The 19,094-nt window shown below is 44.0% G+C and carries 21 protein-coding genes; 9 read left to right on the forward strand and 12 right to left on the reverse strand.

Annotated elements, in window-relative coordinates:
* Nucleotides 1-141: 141 nt before the first annotated feature.
* The gene (locus tag AB4135_RS17445) at nucleotides 142-699 is read left to right on the forward strand and encodes a gamma carbonic anhydrase family protein (RefSeq protein WP_371994738.1); all 558 of its coding nucleotides are present in this window, start codon (nucleotides 142-144) and stop codon (nucleotides 697-699) included.
* Nucleotides 700-706: 7 nt separating this feature from the next.
* Here AB4135_RS17445 and AB4135_RS17450 read toward each other — a convergent pair whose 3' ends face one another.
* Nucleotides 707-985, reverse strand: a complete 279-nt coding sequence (locus AB4135_RS17450; protein ID WP_371994739.1) for a DUF1488 domain-containing protein — start codon at nucleotides 983-985, stop codon at nucleotides 707-709.
* A gap of 22 nt (nucleotides 986-1,007) precedes the next feature.
* The gene (aroE, locus tag AB4135_RS17455; protein WP_371994740.1) at nucleotides 1,008-1,823 is read right to left on the reverse strand and encodes a shikimate dehydrogenase; all 816 of its coding nucleotides are present in this window, start codon (nucleotides 1,821-1,823) and stop codon (nucleotides 1,008-1,010) included.
* A 128-nt stretch (nucleotides 1,824-1,951) separates the two neighbouring features.
* Here aroE and AB4135_RS17460 point away from each other — a divergent pair, with 128 nt between their 5' ends.
* Entirely contained in the window at nucleotides 1,952-2,386 is a 435-nt protein-coding gene (locus AB4135_RS17460) for a group II truncated hemoglobin (protein ID WP_371994741.1), read from the forward strand.
* Between the two features lie 31 nt (nucleotides 2,387-2,417).
* On the opposite strand, the gene hemF is transcribed toward AB4135_RS17460, so the two are convergent.
* The 3 genes from hemF to AB4135_RS17475 all read right to left on the reverse strand — a co-directional run bounded on the left by hemF (nucleotide 2,418) and on the right by AB4135_RS17475 (nucleotide 4,571).
* Nucleotides 2,418-3,332, reverse strand: a complete 915-nt coding sequence (hemF, locus tag AB4135_RS17465; RefSeq protein WP_371994742.1) for an oxygen-dependent coproporphyrinogen oxidase — start codon at nucleotides 3,330-3,332, stop codon at nucleotides 2,418-2,420.
* Nucleotides 3,333-3,344: 12 nt separating this feature from the next.
* Complete coding sequence (locus tag AB4135_RS17470) at nucleotides 3,345-3,908, reverse strand: L-threonylcarbamoyladenylate synthase (RefSeq protein WP_371994743.1); 564 nt, start codon at nucleotides 3,906-3,908, stop codon at nucleotides 3,345-3,347.
* A 99-nt stretch (nucleotides 3,909-4,007) separates the two neighbouring features.
* The gene (locus AB4135_RS17475; RefSeq protein ID WP_371994744.1) at nucleotides 4,008-4,571 is read right to left on the reverse strand and encodes a topoisomerase DNA-binding C4 zinc finger domain-containing protein; all 564 of its coding nucleotides are present in this window, start codon (nucleotides 4,569-4,571) and stop codon (nucleotides 4,008-4,010) included.
* A 124-nt stretch (nucleotides 4,572-4,695) separates the two neighbouring features.
* On the opposite strand from AB4135_RS17475, the gene AB4135_RS17480 reads away from it, so the two are divergent.
* Nucleotides 4,696-6,468: a collagenase gene (locus AB4135_RS17480; protein WP_371994745.1), complete on the forward strand. Its 1,773-nt coding sequence runs from the start codon at nucleotides 4,696-4,698 to the stop codon at nucleotides 6,466-6,468.
* Between the two features lie 70 nt (nucleotides 6,469-6,538).
* On the opposite strand, the gene AB4135_RS17485 is transcribed toward AB4135_RS17480, so the two are convergent.
* The 3 genes from AB4135_RS17485 to AB4135_RS17495 form a co-directional block, all read right to left on the reverse strand.
* Nucleotides 6,539-7,012: a DUF494 family protein gene (locus tag AB4135_RS17485; RefSeq protein WP_220737799.1), complete on the reverse strand. Its 474-nt coding sequence runs from the start codon at nucleotides 7,010-7,012 to the stop codon at nucleotides 6,539-6,541.
* A 2-nt stretch (nucleotides 7,013-7,014) separates the two neighbouring features.
* Nucleotides 7,015-8,034 carry a DNA-processing protein DprA gene (gene dprA / locus AB4135_RS17490; RefSeq protein ID WP_371994821.1) on the reverse strand — a complete coding sequence of 340 codons (1,020 nt, stop codon included), beginning with the start codon at nucleotides 8,032-8,034 and terminating at the stop codon, nucleotides 7,015-7,017.
* Nucleotides 8,035-8,173: 139 nt separating this feature from the next.
* Entirely contained in the window at nucleotides 8,174-9,274 is a 1,101-nt protein-coding gene (locus AB4135_RS17495) for a LysM peptidoglycan-binding domain-containing protein (protein WP_371994746.1), read from the reverse strand.
* 135 nt (nucleotides 9,275-9,409) lie between these two features.
* Between AB4135_RS17495 and def the strand changes: the two genes are divergently transcribed.
* Genes def through AB4135_RS17520 form a run of 5 tightly spaced genes read left to right on the forward strand, consistent with a single transcriptional unit; the run spans nucleotide 9,410 to nucleotide 15,068 of the window.
* On the forward strand, nucleotides 9,410-9,922 hold the full coding sequence (gene def / locus AB4135_RS17500) for a peptide deformylase (RefSeq protein WP_371994747.1): 513 nt from the start codon (nucleotides 9,410-9,412) through the stop codon (nucleotides 9,920-9,922).
* A gap of 4 nt (nucleotides 9,923-9,926) precedes the next feature.
* A complete protein-coding gene (gene fmt / locus AB4135_RS17505; protein ID WP_371994748.1) occupies nucleotides 9,927-10,895 on the forward strand; it encodes a methionyl-tRNA formyltransferase in 969 nt (322 codons plus the stop codon).
* Between the two features lie 5 nt (nucleotides 10,896-10,900).
* Nucleotides 10,901-12,181, forward strand: a complete 1,281-nt coding sequence (gene rsmB / locus AB4135_RS17510; RefSeq protein WP_371994822.1) for a 16S rRNA (cytosine(967)-C(5))-methyltransferase RsmB — start codon at nucleotides 10,901-10,903, stop codon at nucleotides 12,179-12,181.
* A gap of 7 nt (nucleotides 12,182-12,188) precedes the next feature.
* The gene (gene trkA, locus AB4135_RS17515) at nucleotides 12,189-13,598 is read left to right on the forward strand and encodes a Trk system potassium transporter TrkA (protein WP_371994749.1); all 1,410 of its coding nucleotides are present in this window, start codon (nucleotides 12,189-12,191) and stop codon (nucleotides 13,596-13,598) included.
* 27 nt (nucleotides 13,599-13,625) lie between these two features.
* Nucleotides 13,626-15,068, forward strand: coding sequence for a TrkH family potassium uptake protein (locus AB4135_RS17520; RefSeq protein WP_371994750.1), 1,443 nt, complete (start codon nucleotides 13,626-13,628; stop codon nucleotides 15,066-15,068).
* Between the two features lie 117 nt (nucleotides 15,069-15,185).
* On the opposite strand, the gene speG is transcribed toward AB4135_RS17520, so the two are convergent.
* Both speG and hemG (AB4135_RS17530) read right to left on the reverse strand, forming a co-directional pair.
* Nucleotides 15,186-15,692, reverse strand: coding sequence for a spermidine N1-acetyltransferase (gene speG, locus AB4135_RS17525; RefSeq protein WP_371994751.1), 507 nt, complete (start codon nucleotides 15,690-15,692; stop codon nucleotides 15,186-15,188).
* 178 nt (nucleotides 15,693-15,870) lie between these two features.
* Nucleotides 15,871-16,413 (reverse strand): menaquinone-dependent protoporphyrinogen IX dehydrogenase, encoded by a 543-nt coding sequence (gene hemG / locus AB4135_RS17530; protein ID WP_371994752.1) that lies wholly within the window; start codon nucleotides 16,411-16,413, stop codon nucleotides 15,871-15,873.
* Nucleotides 16,414-16,611: 198 nt separating this feature from the next.
* Between hemG (AB4135_RS17530) and AB4135_RS17535 the strand changes: the two genes are divergently transcribed.
* Nucleotides 16,612-16,917 (forward strand): metalloregulator ArsR/SmtB family transcription factor, encoded by a 306-nt coding sequence (locus AB4135_RS17535; RefSeq protein WP_020910282.1) that lies wholly within the window; start codon nucleotides 16,612-16,614, stop codon nucleotides 16,915-16,917.
* Nucleotides 16,918-16,988: 71 nt separating this feature from the next.
* Here the strand turns inward: AB4135_RS17535 and hemG (AB4135_RS17540) are convergent, their stop codons facing one another.
* Both hemG (AB4135_RS17540) and AB4135_RS17545 read right to left on the reverse strand, forming a co-directional pair.
* Nucleotides 16,989-17,516 (reverse strand): menaquinone-dependent protoporphyrinogen IX dehydrogenase, encoded by a 528-nt coding sequence (gene hemG / locus AB4135_RS17540; protein ID WP_371994753.1) that lies wholly within the window; start codon nucleotides 17,514-17,516, stop codon nucleotides 16,989-16,991.
* A gap of 88 nt (nucleotides 17,517-17,604) precedes the next feature.
* Entirely contained in the window at nucleotides 17,605-19,062 is a 1,458-nt protein-coding gene (locus tag AB4135_RS17545; protein WP_371994754.1) for a TrkH family potassium uptake protein, read from the reverse strand.
* Nucleotides 19,063-19,094 lie beyond the last annotated feature (32 nt).

Below are 19,094 nucleotides of genomic sequence, written 5' to 3' on the forward strand. Positions count from 1 at the left end.
AAATCGTAGCGGAGCGCAAGGGGCTAAATGCGAAAAAATGCAATAAAAGTGTAGTTTTATTACTGCTTGCTGATAAAACACCCTGACTAGCTACTTTTTAAGCTTTATAATGCCAAAAACAGTTACTTTAAGGACTTTTGGATGACTAACTCGCAAAACAATCGCTCACTGCGATCGTATAAAGGCGTGGTGCCACAGCTCAAGAATGATGTTTATGTTGATGAAGCATGTGTTTTGGTGGGTGATATCACATTAGATGATGACTCTAGCGTTTGGCCACTGGTCGCAGCTCGTGGCGATGTAAACTATATCGCTATTGGTAAGAGAACTAATATTCAAGATGGCACTATATTGCATGTTACTCGTAAGTCCCCTTCACTACCTGAAGGTCAGCCATTAATTATCGGCGATGATGTAACCATAGGTCACAAAGCCATGCTGCACGGCTGCAAGGTAGGAAACCGAATATTAGTCGGTATGGGAGCCATCATTTTAGACGGAGCGGTATTGGAAGATGATGTCATTCTAGGTGCCGGATCATTAGTGCCACCAAATAAGATACTTAAGAGTGGCTACTTATATGTAGGCAGCCCAGCAAAGCAAGCACGACCACTAACAGAAGCTGAACTTGCCTTTCTGCCACAATCTGCCGATAACTACGTCAGACTGAAAAATGAGTATTTAGCAGAAGGTAATTAGGCGTGCATTAGGTAACAATAATGCGCCCAAACTCATCGAACAGCTCTTGTTCGATGAGCACTTCCACCTCTTCCTCTATATCAAATCGATAAGTTTCAAACACTGCTAGCGCTTTGGTTGCTATATCTTGATCGGTAGTTATTAAGTCTGTCTCTGATAATGCTGCTAACTTCGCGATACCAATCCGACACTCAATATTCATGCCCTGCTGTTGAGCAGGAAAAATGATCATTTGCGATGATTGATCCCAATCTTGTAGATCAGGAAATAAAATACTTTGATTCATGTCTGTCCCGTTCAGTCCCCGCCTATAGCTCAGCTCTAAGTTGGCTTAAAACCGTCTCAACACTTGGCTTAACCCCGCGCCAAATTAAAAAGCTTTCAGCAGCTTGCCCCACTAACATACCTAAACCATCGATTGTTTGTTTCGCCCCTTGCTCTGCAGCCCAAAGGTTAAACGCTGTCTGTGCTTTGCCATACATCATATCGTAGCAAACTGTATCGGCGTGCATGACCTCCGCACTAAGGTTAGGCACCTCACCACTTAAGCTTGATGAGGTTGAATTAATAATGACATCGTAGCTTTGGCCAGTATGAGTAATAGCTTGAGTACAAACCTTACCGTATTGAGTAAATATATCGACCAGTGCCTCTGCTTTTGACTGGGTACGATTCACAATTGTTAACGTTGCGACATTAGCTTGTAGTAGCGGCAAAACACTCCCTCTCGCAGCGCCACCAGCGCCAACTAACAAAACACTCTTCCCTTTAAGACTGCCAAAGTGTCTTTGTAGATCCGCCACTAAACCTAAGCCATCGGTATTATCACCACGAATTCTGCCGTCACTTAATACAGATAATGTGTTTACCGCTCCGGCTAGTTGCGCTTGTTCACTTAATTCATCGCACAAGGTAAAAGCCTGTTCCTTAAAAGGCACAGTGACATTTGCGCCTAAGCCATTATTAGCAACAAACTGACGAAAACTGGCTTCAAACGCATCAATAGGTGCCAATATCGCTTCGTAGCGCAAAGCTTGATTGGTTTCTGCAGCAAAAACAGCATGAATGCTCGGAGATTTACTATGGCCTATAGGGTTACCAAATACTGCATATCTATCTGTCATGTTTAATACCCTGCGATTCACTAGCGGAAATGGCTATCAGTTTACCGTTGTTGCGGTGAGTAGCAATCTATTCCGATGCAGTTATTTTCAGTTACAATGGCTTCACTATAAATTAATGAAGATACAAGATGAATTGGTTAAAGCGCTTGGTGGGTAACAAAGACAGCAAGGGTGAAAGAGATCCGCAGCAATCTAATGCTTATGATCGTATCGGTGGTGAACAAACCATTCGCGCGATTGCTAAGCAGTTCTATACGCAGATGCAAACCATACCTGAAACCAAACCTCTACTCGATATTCACCGTGCCCCAATGAGTGAATCGGAGCAAAAACTGTTTGAGTTTCTCAGCGGCTGGTTAGGCGGGCCACAGCTATATCAACAAAAACATGGTCACCCTGCACTTCGAGCCAGACATATGCCTTTTAAAGTTGATGAAGCGATGCGGGATCAATGGTTAATCTGCATGAAAGCAGCCATAGAGATCGAAGTAAATGACCCACAGCATCAGCAAGCTATTTATAGTGCAATAGCCACTCTGGCAGATCATATGCGTAATCAATAACCGCTATTGATTACGCTTACAGAGTGACAATTTATAAGCTCAACCAATCTCGCGGCTTAAGATAATCACTGTAGAGAGCCGCTTCTGGGCTGCCCGCTTCTGGAGTATAAGCATACTCCCAACGAACGAGTGGTGGCATAGACATCAAAATCGACTCGGTACGGCCGCCAGTTTGCAGCCCAAACAAGGTGCCGCGATCATAAACTAGGTTAAACTCGACATAACGGCCACGACGATAAAGCTGGAACTGGCGTTCATGCTCACCATATTCGGTATCTTTACGGCGCTCAACAATGGGCGCATAAGCGGTTAAGAAACCATTACCCACCGCTTGCATAAAGTCGAAGCTCTTATCGAACCCCTGTTTATTTAAGTCGTCGAAGAACAAGCCACCAACACCACGGGTTTCATTACGATGCGGTAGCCAGAAGTATTCGTCACACCATTTTTTGTATTTAGGATAGGCTTCATCACCAAATGGCTCACATAATGTTTTGGCACTTTGGTGCCAACCAACAACATCTTCGAGATATGGGTAATATGGTGTTAAATCGAAACCACCACCAAACCACCATACAGGATCGGCACCCTCTTTTTGCGCAATAAAGAAACGCACATTGGCATGAGTGGTGGGTATATGTGGATTCTTAGGATGAATAACCAGTGAAACTCCCATCGCTTCGAAGCTACGCCCTGCGAGTTCAGGACGGTGCGCCGTTGCTGATGCCGGCATAGAAGCACCGGTAACGTGGGAAAAGTTAACGCCAGCTTGTTCAAATACAGCACCATTAGTCAATACTCGACTCTGTCCACCACCGCCCTCTTCACGCTTCCAAGAATCCTCGACAAACTCGGCTGAGCCATCTAAAGCTTGCAGTCCATGACAAATTCGAGATTGAAGATCGAGTAAGAAAGCTTTTACTACTGCTGAATCTGGTGTGCTCATACTTTTCCTTGATTAACCTTTTCTGAGAATGTTGCCACTCTTGGCATCGATAATAGTTGAAGGGGCATTCTGATAGCCTAACTCGCCTAACACTAAGCCTGAGATAATCCCTTCAAATTGCTGCTTTACAGCCGATGGGGATAGTGCTGGCTGCTGGCCTGATAAGTTAGCGCTGGTCGAAACAATAGGCTTATCAATTGCGGCGCATAAAGCTCTCACCCCTTCATGGGCAGTCACTCTCACTGCAATGGAGTCAAAAGTACCGCTTAATAATTTAGACAAACCGGGCTTGATTGGCATGATAAAGGTAAATGGTCCGGGCCATTTGCTGTGAACAAATGCAAGTTGTTCTGCAGTTAGTTGCGACTCATCAATGTAAGGTAGTAGTTGTTGGTATTCTCCTGCCACCAATATTAATCCTTTTTGCCAAGGACGCTGCTTGACCTGCAGTAAATGATTAATCGCAGCGTCATTGTCAGGATCGCAGCCTAAGCCATAAACAGCTTCGGTTGGATAAGCAATCACCCCTCCGCCCATAACAACTTCAGCTACTTCAGCTGGCAATACTTCTAACATCGGTCTCCCTTAACCTTGGCTCAATACACATTGCAATATCGCTATGATTACTTAAAAGCGGCATTAGTGGAAGATAATATGCTCATTTAGCGTGTCAGCTCAGACTGGCCGTTTATATTTACAGGCTTTTTGAGGGCACTCCAAGCGCATACCTGCAGCGCCTTTACGCTCGACGAGTATTCCAAAGCCACAATCAGGGCATGTCTCGGCGACAGGCGGATAGTTCACCAAAAACTTACACTTTGGATAAGCGCTACATGCATAGAAAGATTTACCGAATCGACTCGTTCTATGCTCAACATGACCCTTTTTGCATTTAGGACAAGCTATCTCATCCTCTGCATCAGCCTGATCATGCTTTTCAATGTGGCTACACTCAGGATAGTTAGTACAGCCGATAAAAATGCCGAAACGACCAGACTTTACCGCAAGCTCGCTGGCACATTCAGGGCAAGATGAACCTTCTATCACTTGAGTTTCGATGGATTCATGCTGCACTAACGGCCGAGTGTAATCACAACTTGGATAGTTATTACAGCCAATAAATCCACCATGTTTACTATGTCTTACCGACAACTCGCAGCCACACTTAGGACAGAGTTCATACTCCTTTTCTAGTGCATGCTCATGTGTTGTAAACAGTTGCTGATCGATTTTAGCCATGATTATCTCAGTTCATCAGTATGTCGCTATTCTACCAAGTATTGGCCTGACAGTTGTATTCATCTAATAGGTTTTGATAAAAAACGGTGATATATTGTATCCAAAAAAATACAGGGCATTATAAATGAATACAAAAACAAAAATTGCTTTAACGATTATAGTGGCACTCTCAGGCTCAATATCAGGTTGCTCCACAACCAATCCCCCTGCTGCGGCACCTGAAATAATCCAACAAATAAGCGCCAACTCTGAAAGTGCGCTATTTGATGAAACCAACCCACTTTTTACAGTATCTCATTTCCAGCAAGCAAGTGCTGCATTAGCCAGTACAACCGATCCTAAAGCACTTGATAACTTACTCTACTATTTTCGTGCATTCAGTTATTACGGTCCAACTGACGATCTGCAACAATCTGACTATGTCGGCTTATCTAATGCCCTAAAAAGTCTTGCAGACTCAGGGCTATTAAACAGAAATGCTCGCCTACAAGAACAATTTGCAGTGACCCTTTACCGCTACTTGGCTGATAACGAGCGCGCAGCGCAACTTGCCACTCTTTTACCACAACTCAATAATCAGCTGGCACAACTAACAACGTCCACTAGCCAACAGGCAAATGATTACGCGCTACTAGAAACACTAAAGGCCTATGGTTTTTTGTTTAACGTTAGTCGAAAAGATGTCGACGGCGAATTGAATACGACATTAATCGCAGCAAACCTAAATCAACCATTATTAGAATTTGCGACAAGTGAAAATAGTATACGTGCGGAGCAGGATTGGCCAAAAATCAACGCCTATTGGGCGTTAGCATTATATAGGCTCGCACTCCCGGGTTCAGAAGATGGCGCTGCAACTGAACTTGAGCTTGCTGTCGATAAAGCCGTGGCCGACATTGCTAGGCAAGATGTAGCCCAACGAGGGAATAGTGCAAAAGATACCTATAGCAAGGGCTACCATGTTAATACCTTTTCAGCCCAAGAACGTTGCCAAGAAAATAGTGATATTTGTCGCGTACCAGAGCTAACTGAAGCACTGCCTATTGAGCATCACTGTTCTGAGTCACTGTTTATCTTGGCGCAAGATCTTAATGAACAAGAACTGGCCGAGAGTTGCACTAAACTCACCTCGCAAGAATCTCACTTTCATCAAGTACTAGAAACACAGCAGCAAGCAACCGCAAATGATAACAATGAAGCACTGAGAGTTGTCGCATTTAAGAACTGGAGTCAATACAACTACTATGGTCAGCTAATATTCGATATTCAAACCGACAACGGCGGAATGTATATCGAAGGAACACCTTCAAAACCCGGTAACCAAGCAACATTTTTTGCCTATCGTCAGTTTTGGATTGAACCCGAGTTTGCCATTTGGAACTTAAATCATGAATACGTACACTACCTTGACGGCCACTTTGTAAAATATGGCGGTTTTGGACACTTCCCGAGCAAAATGGTGTGGTGGTCAGAAGGGTTAGCTGAATATATTGCTCAAGGTGATACTAATCCTACCGCACTAAAGATCATCAAACGCGATATCGACAAGGCGCCAACGTTAGAAGAAATATTTGCGACTGAATATAAAGATGGCGTTGATATGACTTACAAGTGGAGCTATATGGCAGTGCGTTTCCTCGCAGAGCATTACCATAGTGATTACGTGAAATTGAGTCAGTTCTTAAAAACAGATTACTTCGAAGGGTATGAGCTGTTATTAGCTGACTTAACACAACATCAGCAACAGTTTTCTGAGTGGTTAACCTCTCAAGTGGCGCAGTTTGATGACAGCGAAGAAAAGTCTAAGCCACGACTGCATAAGCAGAATCGTTACGCCTATCGTGACTACTTGCAACCGCAGCATCTCATGCAAGACAGTAATCACCTGCATTTTTAAATATGCGTGAATTCCAGTACTAAAAAAGGAGGCATAAGCCTCCTTTTTTATCTGATACCACAGCAAACTATTATGAATGCAATCGACCATCCGGTTGCTCAAAAATCAGATCTTCCATCTGCTCATAAGCTGACTCATGGCCAGGTGCATTAAATAACACCATTAAGATAACCCATTTAAGATCATCCAAATTTAGCGTCGTTTCATCAAGCTCCATCACTCGATCAATAACCATTTCACGGGTTTCAACACTAAGCACTTTAATCTGTTCAAGAAACAGCAGAAAGCCGCGACTTTCTACATCTATTTTATTAATCTCATCTTTAGTATAAATACGGAAAGACTGCTGATCATGATTGCAAAGGTACGGTGTTCCCGCCTCTTGCAACTCAGCTAAACCTTCTAACCAAGTTAGTGCTTTAATGATCTCTGCCTGGTGAAACCCAGCACGGGTTAGTTCTTTTGTGAGTTCGTCTTCATCGACAAGAAACTCAACTTCACTATGCACATAGTTTTCGAATAGATACATGAGGATATCAAACATGGCTAGCTCCTCTTAAGTCTTACATAACCACCGGGTACAGCAGTAACCCAACCTTGTAACTCAAGTTCAAGTAACTGCTCCAATACTAGCTCTATGGTTTTTCCACTATGCTCAACCACGTTATCGATCGTTGTGGTTTCATAACCTACACTAGCTAACAGCGAAGCAAATGGCAAATCAGAGACTATCTCCTCCCCTATATGGTGACTGGCTTTGACTTCTTCAAGGTGAAGACCAGATAAAACCGCAACTTCTTCTAAAATGTCAGCGGCAGACTCCACCAGCTTAGCCCCATCACGTAATAGTTGATGACAACCTTCACTGTGGCCGCCTAGTACACTACCAGGTAATGCAAATACTTCGCGCCCCTGCTCATTAGCCAATCTCGCACTGATTAATGAGCCACTTTTTAAACCCGCTTCTACAACAAGGGTTCCTAGAGTTAGACCGCTAATTATGCGGTTTCGTTTCGGAAAATTGCCAGAAAATGGCTTAGTTTGTGGCCAAAACTCACTAATAACACAACCATCTGTTTGAATTCCATTGTAAATATTCTGATGTCTCTTGGGGTAGATAACTTCAACACCAGTACCAAGAACAGCAACGGATACGCCATGATTCTCAATTGCAGCGCGATGAGCTGCACCATCGATACCTAGCGCCATGCCACTGGTGATAGATAGGTGTTGCTCAACAAGTTGCGATGACAAAGCATGTGCCATTTTTAAGCCTCCCGGGGTGGCATTTCGGCTGCCAACAATAGCAATACTTGGGCGAAGAAGAGCACTAGCGTTACCTTTAACGAACAACACGCTAGGAGGATCGCTAATTTGTTTAAGCAAAGGCGGGTAAAGAGGGTCGTCGCAATATAACAGGTGATGATGTTCACTCAGCTGTTGCCACTCAAGTGCCGAGTCAACTAAAGCGTAATTAGGGGTAAGGTTGGAGCGAAGCAAAGATTCAGGCAAAGGCAATGCATCTGGCTCATGCGTTAGTCTTTGTCTTAACTCTTCCACATCCATGTAATTTATCAATTGTTTAATCCGAGCGGGTCCTAGCCCGGATACAGCAGAAACAACTAGCCAGTCGACCAGCTTTTCATTAATAGTCTATCCTCAAGTCATCTGCGCAGTAATATCACTGCACAGATTTAACTTTAGACTACTCGCTCGCTATCAGCGAGTCAGGAATGGTCAGTTTATCCGCGACCCTTACCGGGCGCTCATTAACTAAGATAATCCCCATACTGACTTTTTCAAAAACTTTGAAAACCATTAGCTTGCCACGATAAAGATCAGGCATTTGTACCGCATTGTCAGCTGAGATCCCAGCCAACATTTTTTCATAACGAGTACGGTCATTTGGTGGTACAGGCACTCCGTCACCATCTATCACCACCACATCGCCCTCTTTAAATATTGAGAACACTTGTCCAGTCTCAACACCATCGGTATCACCACGGTCAATGTAAACGACATCGAACTTACCCATAGCTCGAATATCAATGCCCGAGGCCAACACTGTAGTTGGAACGGTCAGTTGTGCAGCTCTAGGCATAAAGTAGGCTGACATTAATGAGTCATCTTCAATTGGCAGCAAGCGGTAACCGGCTTTAGTTTCCCGTAAACTACTTAACAGCTCCACTTTCGATACCGGACCAGACTCAACAACCCGGCCACTTGCAGTCAAAATAGCTTCGAGCCCAAGTGCTTCGCCATCAGTATTGGCAAACTCACGGCCACTGGCATAAATACCAAATTTATCACCAACGGTAAGCTCGCCTTGAACATAAACAATATCTGATACCACATGGTGGCGAGATTCGCTTTCACCGCCCATAACCATCGGCTGTTGCTCAAACCAATTGGCCTCAACGACTCGATTGTGCAACAAATAGGGTTGGATCAGTGACAGGTCTATAGCAGGAATGGCACCATTTTTGGGTGAAACACGCCCAGCAGGACTCTTGCTTAAATGAGGCTTGACCACTAAGCGGGGCTCACCATCAATAAACACCAGCGTCAATCGATCACCAGGATAGATAAGGTGTGGGTTAGCCACTTGCGGGTTAGCGCCCCACAATTTAGGCCAACGCCAAGGATCTTTTAGGAAAAAAGCCGATATATCCCAAAGAGTATCGCCTTTTTTAACAACATAGGACTCAGGATGTCCAGACTTCAGTGTCAAAGTATCAGCGAAAACGAAGGTGCAACCAAGCATAAGTGAAGCAAGTAATAGTAACCGTTTCATCAGGGTATCCATGCTATTTGCTCTTTATTAGATTATAAGTAGAGCTTTTGCTGTTATTGAATGCCGCTAAGGACTAAAATTGAGCCATTAGCCTGAGCCAGTATAACTAACTGGTTTAGATTTGACAGACTTGTTAAGAGTTTAGGTATGAGTTTATTAAAAGTTTTACGTTTTCCAGATGAAAGATTACGTACAGTAGCAAAGCCAATCACCGAGTTTAACGCTGCTCTACAGACACAAATCGACGATATGTTCGAGACTATGTATGAAGAAAAGGGGATTGGTCTAGCGGCTACCCAAGTAGATTTTCATCATCAACTTATCGTAATGGATCTTCAAGATGAGATCGATCGCCCAAAAGTGTTCATTAATTTAGAGATAATTGCCAAAAGCGGTGATTTCTGTAATGAAGAGGGCTGCTTATCGGTTCCTGGTATCTATGCAAAAGTAGATCGTGCCGAATTTGTCACCATCAAAGCGCTTGATCGAGACGGTAATGAGTTTACTTTAGAAGCTGAAGGGCTGTTTGCTATTTGCCTGCAACATGAACTCGACCATTTAGCGGGTAAATTATTTGTGGATTATCTATCGCCACTGAAACGCCAACGTATTAAGCAAAAGCTAGAAAAAGCCGCTCGCTTAGAAGCAAAACAAGGATAAATTTTTGAAACCACTTAATGTCATTTTTGCCGGTACGCCAGACTTTGCCGCTCGCCACCTTCAAGCGCTTATCGAATCACAGCACAATGTGATTGCAGTTTATACCCAACCAGACCGACCTGCAGGTCGTGGCAAAAAGCTACAATCTAGCCCGGTAAAGGCATTGGCACTCGAAAATGATATTCCAGTGTTACAACCTAAGTCATTACGCGATGAAACCGCGCAGCAAGAATTAGCTGCGCTTAATGCCGATATTATGGTTGTAGTGGCTTACGGTTTAATCTTACCGAAAGTAGTGCTTGATACACCACGCTTAGGTTGTATCAACGTGCACGGTTCTATTTTACCTCGCTGGCGTGGAGCAGCGCCCATTCAACGCGCCTTATGGGCTGGCGATACTGAGACAGGTGTTACCATCATGCAGATGGATGTTGGCCTGGACACCGGTGACATGCTATTAAAGACCCAGTTAAAAATTGAAGATACTGATACCTCAGCCACTCTGTATGAAAAGCTCGCCGAACAAGGTCCAAGCGCTCTCGTTGAAGCGTTAGCGGGCATCGCGGCTGATACTTTACCAGCAGAAAAGCAGGATGAGAGCCTAGCCAACTACGCAGAGAAATTATCAAAAGAAGAAGCGCAAATTGATTGGTCTAAATCAGCCCAAGCCCTTTGGCGTGAAATCAGAGCTTTTAACCCATGGCCAGTAAGCCACTATCAACATGCTGGTAATACCATAAAAGTTTGGCAAAGCCATGTTAGTGATAGTACTTCAACTGCAGCAGCAGCAGGAACGGTCATCTCTGCCGATAAAAACGGTATTGAGGTTGCGACCGGAGACGGTGTGTTAACCATCACTACGATGCAACTACCCGGCAAGAAACCACTTAGTGTTGCTGATATTCTCAATTCTCGCGCCGATTGGTTCACACCAGGCACTCAACTCAACAATGCAATGGATGACCAAGGCTAATGGCAATAAACTTAAGAGCACTAGCCGCGAAAGTGGTATTTCAGGTGTTAGAAAAAGGCATTTCACTTTCTGTCGCTCTGCCCGATCAGCAACGTCACCTAGAAAGTGGCAAAGATAAAGCACTGTTAGCAGAGCTTTGCTATGGTGTCATGCGCCATCTACCCCAGCTCGACAAACAAGTCAGTGACTGTATGAGCAAACCACTCAAAGGGAAGCAGCGTATTGTTCACCAGCTACTTTTGGTTGGCTGTTATCAGATCTACTTTACACGTATCCCTAGTCATGCTGCGATTTCAGAAACAGCAGAAGCTTGTCGCCAATTAAAGTTTGAAGGCTTAGTTAAGGTTGTTAATGGGGTACTGCGCACTATTCAACGTCAAGAAAAACCACTAGCGACCGACAACGATACGCTTGCCTACAATACGCCAGCATGGATCATCAAACGCCTAAAAGATGCGTATCCTGAAAACTGGCAGCAGATTATAGAACAGAGCCATCAACGACCGCCTATGTGGCTGCGTAACAACCAGCAATCACAAACTCGCGAAGCCTATCTCAGTGCATTGACCGATATGGACGTTGAAGCTACAGCAGGTAGTAGCAATGATGCTATTTTACTGTCTAGTCCTCGAGATGTGATGCAACTGCCAGGTTTTGAAACGGGTTCAGCATCAGTACAAGATGGTGCCGCTCAATGGGCAGCAACACTACTCGCCCCACAAGGGGAAGAGTTGGTACTCGACGCTTGTGCTGCACCTGGTGGTAAAACCTGTCACTTATTAGAACTCGCTCCCGATATTAAGCTAGTTGCAATCGATTTTGATGCCAAGCGACTTGAGCGAGTACAACAGAATCTAGATAGATTATCGCTACAAGCTGAACTCATCCATGGCGACGCATCGAATATTGATTCTTGGTGGCATGGTGATAAATTTGATCGTATCTTGCTCGATGCACCTTGCTCTGCAACCGGTGTTATTCGCCGTCACCCTGATATCAAGTGGCTCAGAAAAAACAACGATATTGAAGAGTTAGCCGCACTGCAATCCAAAATATTTGATCACTGCTGGAAGTGGTTAAAGCCAGGTGGCACACTCTTATATGCAACATGCTCTATCTTGCCACAAGAAAACAAAGATCAAGTTAGCGCCTTTTTAGCAAGAACTGCTGATGCAACCTTAGTGCCTATCGAAGAGCAACCCAACCCGCAGGATATAGGTTGGCAAATTGTTCCAGGACAAGAGAATATGGACGGCTTTTATTACGCTCGCCTAGTGAAGGATTAGTACGGCAATGAAAATAATCATTTTGGGTGCAGGACAAGTTGGTGGCACATTAGCCGAAAACTTAGTGGGTGAAAATAACGATATTACTATCGTCGATAACGACAAAACTCGCTTACGTACCTTGCAAGATAAGTACGATTTGCGAGTTATTTGTGGCCACGGTGCTCACCCAGATGTATTAAGGGAAGCTGGCGCAGAAGATGCTGACATGCTGATTGCGGTAACCAATAGCGATGAGTGTAATATGGCAGCCTGCCAAATTGCCTATTCACTATTTGGTACGCCCACCAAAATTGCCCGGATCCGCTCAGAACAATACTTAAACCTGCGCGATAAACTGTTTATTGATAGTGAAACTAAACACTCAGAGAATCGTCCACGCGGTGGTTTCATCATTGATGAACTTATTGCACCAGAGCAGCTAGTGACCGCCTATATTGGTCGCCTTGTTGAATACCCAGGTGCACTGCAAGTATTAGAGTTCGCCGAAGGTAAACTAAGCCTAGTGGCTGTTCGTGCTTATTACGGCGGTCCACTGGTGGGTAATGCCTTAGCCGCACTGCGCGAGCATATGCCCAATATTGATACCCGCGTTGCCGCTATCTTTAGGCAAGGCCGCCCTATTATGCCGCGCGGCACCACCATTATTGAAGCCGATGATGAAGTGTTCTTTGTTGCCGATAGTCGTCATGTGCGCGCAGTAATGAGTGAGATGCAGAAACTGGATAACTCCTACCGCAATATTATGATTGCCGGTGGTGGTAATATTGGTCTTGGGCTCGCTAAACAACTGCAGCGCAACCACTCAGTCAAACTAATAGAACACAAACAAGAGCGCGCCGAAGAGTTATCTGAAAAACTTGAAAATACTACGGTATTTTGTGGTGATGCTTCAGATCAAGAGCTATTACTCGAAGAGCATATCGATCAAACCGATGTCTTTATTGCGGTCACTAATGACGATGAAGCCAATATTATGGCTGCGTTATTGGCAAAACGTATGGGCGCCAAAAAGGTCATGGTGCTGATTCAGCGAGAAGCTTATGTTGATATCGTGCAAGAGGCCAATATTGATATCGCCATCTCACCACAACAGGCCACTATTTCTGCGCTTTTGACCCATATACGTCAAGGCGATATCTGTAATGTTTACTCGTTAAGACGTGGTGCAGCTGAGGCCATTGAGGCCATTGCCCACGGCGATAAAAATACCTCAAAAGTTGTCGGTAAGCAGATTGGCGAAATCAAACTGCCTCCAGGTACCACAATTGGTGCTATTGTCAGAGATGACGAAGTCTTGATGGCACACGATAAAACGGTCATTGAACAAGGTGATCATGTCATCCTGTTCTTAGTTAACAAGAAGTTTATCGGTGAAGTTGAAAAGTTATTCCAACCGAGCGCCTTCTTCTTTTAAATGTGTTCTGGAGCCTAACTTAACACCATGCTGAACTTTCGGCCTCTGCTGTTTATATTGGGGATTTTTCTATCAACGCTCACTGCGTTTATGTTAATCCCTGGTGCTTTCGCGCTTTACTACGGCGAAGAAACAGTGGGTGCATTTATGATCTCCTCTTTGGTTGCGGGCACCGCGGCCAGTTTTTGCATGCATCAAGGACAATCTCAGCAACTACACCTCAACATCCGCGATATGTTTCTACTCACCAGTCTCACCTGGTTTATTGTTAGCTTATTCGCCGCACTACCTTTTACGCTGTATCACGGTATTAACTATACCGATGCCTTCTTTGAGACCATGTCAGGGATCACTACCACTGGCTCAACGGTACTTTCAGGCCTAGATAGCATGGATCACAGTATTCTTATCTGGCGTTCACTGCTGCAGTGGCTCGGTGGTATAGGTTTTATTGTGATGGCGGTAGCGGTGCTGCCATTTTTAAACGTCGGTGGTATGCGATTATTTAGGACAGAGTCTTCAGATTGGGGTGATAAAGCCACCCCTCGCACCCAGCATATGGCAAAAAGCCTATTTACCGTTTATATCCTTCTGACTTTTATGTGCTTTTTGGCTTACCACAGCAGCGGCATGAATTGGTTTCAGGCAATCAACCATGCAATGACCACCCTTTCAACTGGCGGTTATTCAACTTCAGACAGTTCTATGGCTGCCTTTTCAAAAGAGGCGCACTGGGTCGGCACCACTTTTATGCTCGCCGGTGGCCTGCCGCTGTTAATGTTTGTCTACATGGTGCAACAGAAGTCATTGAAAGTGTGGAATGATGCTCAGGTAAAAGGCTTCTTAAAGTTTGTCGTTCTGGTTTCAACATTGCTGGCAATCTGGTTATGGAGTAGCAGAGAGATAGAGCCTATTGATGCCCTGCGCCTCGCTAGTTTTAACGTAGTGTCTGTTGTGACCACGACGGGTTACGGCCTCACTGATTATTCCGCTTGGGGCGCCGTTGCCAATATCGTATTCCTATTTTTAATGTTCGTCGGTAGCTGCTCGGGCTCAACCTCTGGTGGGATTAAGATTTTCCGCTTTCAAATTGCTGGCGTGATTATGCGTGAACAACTTAAACAGCAATTTCACCCTAATGGGGTGTTTAAAGAACGCTACAACAACCGCATCATCAGGGATGATATCGTCCGCTCACTGGTCACCTTTATATTGCTATTTATGTTGGTCATTGTTGGCTTATCTATCATCTTGGTACTGACGGGTTTAGATCCTATCACCAGCTTTACCGGCGCAATTACAGCCGTGACCAATGTTGGACCAGGACTGGGTGACACCATTGGTCCTGCGGGTAACTTTGCGCCATTACCCGATGTTGCTAAATGGGCATTATCGGTTGGTATGCTGTTAGGCAGGTTAGAGATTTTAACAGTGGCTGTTCTGTTTCATCCGAGCTTTTGGAAATACTAGTAACTAATATTTTTAACAGCATTCACAATGCTTAGTTTTTGATGAGAATATTGAAGATCAATATTCTCTACTACAGTAAAAAAATGCGAGTGGAAAGACTGATATTAAGGCAATAAATCACACCGTGCCTTGCAGTATATACATACGCTTAACGTCGCTATACTCACCATTAATAAATATCTCTTTCACCAAATGCCCTTCTTCTACAAAACCACACTTCTGGTAAAGATGGATTGCCTTTTCATTATCTATCGCGACATGTAAGTAAACTTTGTGCAAATTGAGAATTGTGAAAGCATAATTAAGTGCTTTGTTTATCAATGTTCTGGCGTAACCTTTACCTTGGTATACTGGAGCGATAATGATTTGAAACTCCGCACTACGGTGAATGCTGTTGATCTCAACCAGCTCGACTAACCCTACAGTCTGCAGTTCAGCACCTTCAGCAATGAAACGACGCTCGGTTTTATCGTGAATATGCTTACTATAAAGTGCTTCTAACTCATCGAACGATTCATAAGGCTCTTCGAACCAATAGCCCATGATGGTACGGTTATTATTCAGCTGATGGATAAACCTTAAATCGGTTCGTTCTAATGCTCGCAATTTTATTTCACTACTCATAAATGACCTCTAAATAATCAATTTCATACCCAGCAAATATGCCTAAATGGCATGCTGGCGGCGGATTATAGAGTGGATAGTTTTGCAGTCGCTAATTAAATTTTGATCATCTTAATGTGGATTCATAGCCATAAAAAAACCATAGCCTTTAGCTATGGTTTTATCTGTCTACTTCGCGCTATTTTGACAAAGTAACCAAGTGGTCAGCGTAAACATCGACATCTTGCCAATCGGTGTAATCGATAATCGATGTCGGATCCGTTGGGCCATTAGTCATCTTCATAATGAACTGGATCATCCAGCGGTCGTACCAACGCCATGATGGGTAATCAACTTTACCAGCTATCACTTTAACATCTTGCGGTTTCCAAGGTGAGAGCTCAATAAACTTCTGCAGATACTTATTATTTTCAGGTACTCGTTTTTCTGGATTACGTGCCACTACGTTTACACTGAAAAAGCTCGATGGTTTAGCGGCCAACTCAGCTTGGTGCTCGGTAACAAATTCAAAAACAGACTTATGGTATGAACCATAAAGCACGCATGCACCCAACGCGACTGCATCATACTTCGACCAGTCCAACCCTTCAGCCTTAGCTTCGTTGATATGCATCATATCGCACTGATGCCCTTCACTAACAATACGGTCGGCAATCGCTCGACTAATTCTGGCCGTATGACCGCCACGTGAGTAATACAAAACTAAAACTGATTTATTCATTATTCCAACTCGGAAAATTTCACATTGCATTCATTGTTGCAGTAAATGGTCGATTTAACAGGATAATAGATCACAAATTAGGCATAGCTCATATTATCAACATCAAAAATTGAGATCCCTGTAGCGCAGGGGTATATTGTTTTATCACACCAACTCAATTAGAATTAACTAATTAAAGGCTATGAAGTGAGTAACCGTATGCAAAAAGAAATCGATGTCAGTGCAATGGTAACTAATGCAGAGAGTGCTGCAAAATGGCTTAAAGCAATTGCAAACCCATACAGATTAATGATCTTATGCTTATTACTTGATAAAGAGTTAAGCGTAACTGAGTTAAATGAAACGGTGCCATTGAGCCAGTCTGCATTATCACAGCATTTAGCGGTGTTACGTTCGGAAGACTTAGTTGCGACTCGTAAGAGCTCACAGGTTGTGTTCTACACCCTGAAGAATGAACAAGTGACCGAAGTTATCTCAATCCTGCATAAGAAATACTGCGCATAGTAGTTGTAAGCATTCATAGGAAAAAAGCCTGCTCAATAGCAGGCTTTTTTATGATCATAGCAAACCCATAATTACCGCTCAGCGAAACTGCGAGCAAACTCATCGACTTTATCCCAGTTAGTAAATTCAAAGGTACCGCTGGTATCAGTTGGCCCCTTAGTCATCCACATGATAAAGCGGATCATTACTTTATCGAACAGGCGGTATTTGGGATAATCAATCTTCCCCGCAAACACGCCAAGCTGCTGCGGCTGCCACAATGAAAGCGCTAGGAACTTTGTCATATACGGGTTGGTTTCTGGAGTATTTTTCTCAGGTTTTCTCGCCACCACATTCACAGTAAAGAAAGCATTTTTCTTTGCACTTAATACTGCATGATGACGGTTGATAAACTGATACAGTTCAGGTCTATGTTTACCATATCGAATACTCGCAGCCACCAATATCTTATCAAACTGAGCTAAACCTAAGGCTTCAGCTTCTTCAAGTGAGGCTAAAGTGACAGTAGCACCTAGCTGGCGATTGATCTTGCTAATCTGCTCACAAATTGCCTTGGTTTGACCATCGACGGTTGAATAGATAACCAGTGTATTGCTCATTCAGTTCCTGCTCTTAGTAGATTAAAATTATGGTTCTCGACCATTAGGGTAAAGCTATATGATTAAAACTAGCTTAGCCACAGCAATTTTAATTCTTCCAGAATGTAGGTGTAAATAATACCAGCAGCGTAAACACTTCTAAGCGACCAAATAGCATGGCAAATAACAATACCCACTTTTCACCGTCACCAATACTGGCATAGTTACTGGCAACTTCACCTAAACCGGGGCCAAGGTTATTCAAACATGCAGCCGTGGCGCTAAATGCAGTAATCGCATCCATGCCCATCGCCATTAAGATCAACATGCACAATACAAAGACTAAGGCATAGGCAGAGAAGAATCCCCACACTGCATCAATCACTCGATCAGGCAGCGCTTTACCGCTTATACGAATCGAAAACATACCACGAGGATGCACTAGCCGCTTAAGTTCACGTGAGCCCTGTAGCAGCAGTAAAATAACCCGCATTACCTTAATACCACCAGCAGTAGAGCCACCACTACCGCCAATAAAACTGGAAAATATTAACAAAATAGGCAAGAACAGCGGCCAAGCATGAAAGCTTTCTGTACCAAAACCTGCAGTTGTTGAAACAGAAACAGCCTGAAATAGCGCGTAATCAAAGGTTTCTTCTGGTGAATCGTAGATGCCACTATGATAGAGCGTAGCAAAACAAATCGCAGTTAGACCGAGTTGGATAGCGATAAGAACTTTAAACTCAGCGTCTTTAAAATAGACTTTTAGGTTGATGCCGCGGCGTGAAAATGCAGCAAAGTGCAAACTAAAATTCAGTGCCGCAATTAATAAGAACACCACACAAATCATATTGATGGCAGGGCTTTCGAAGTAGCCAATACTGGCGTCATGAGTTGAAAACCCACCAATAGCTATGGTTGAAAACGAGTGACAAATAGCATCAAACACATCCATTCCAGCCGCCCAATAGGCCACTGCACATGCCACTGTTAAGGCTAAATAGATGTACCAAAGCGCTTTAGCGGTCTCGGCAATCCTCGGTGTCATCTTGCTGTCTTTTACCGGTCCGGGCGTTTCAGCGCGGTACAACTGCATCCCCCCGACACCCAATACTGGTAAAATGGCCACTGCTAATACAATAATCCCCATACCGCCAAGCCACTGCAGCAGATGTCGGTAGAACAAGATTGCTTTAGGTAGCGCGTCCAAACCAACAATGACAGTCGCACCGGTAGTTGTTAGCGCAGAAAAGGACTCAAAGAAGCTATCAGTTAGACTAAGCGAAGGTTGGCCAGAAAAAATAAACGGCACCGCACCAATAGAACCAAGCACGACCCAAAATAGCACCACCAACAAGAACCCCTCTCGAGTGCGCAAATCTTTTCGGTGGCGACGATTGGGATACCAAAGTGTAAAGCCAAGAATTAGGCATAAAACAAATGCCTGTATAAATGCCATACCGCCGCCATCTTTATAGATAACGGCCACCAAAGCTGGCGGAAGTAAAGACAAGGAGAACAGCCCCATTAATAGGCCTGTAATTCTTATTATTGTTCTATATTGCATTAGATTCCATTGCTAGCGCATTTTTGCTCAAA

The organism is Shewanella sp. 10N.286.54.B9, from assembly GCF_041468565.1.
Lineage (GTDB): Bacteria > Pseudomonadota > Gammaproteobacteria > Enterobacterales > Shewanellaceae > Shewanella.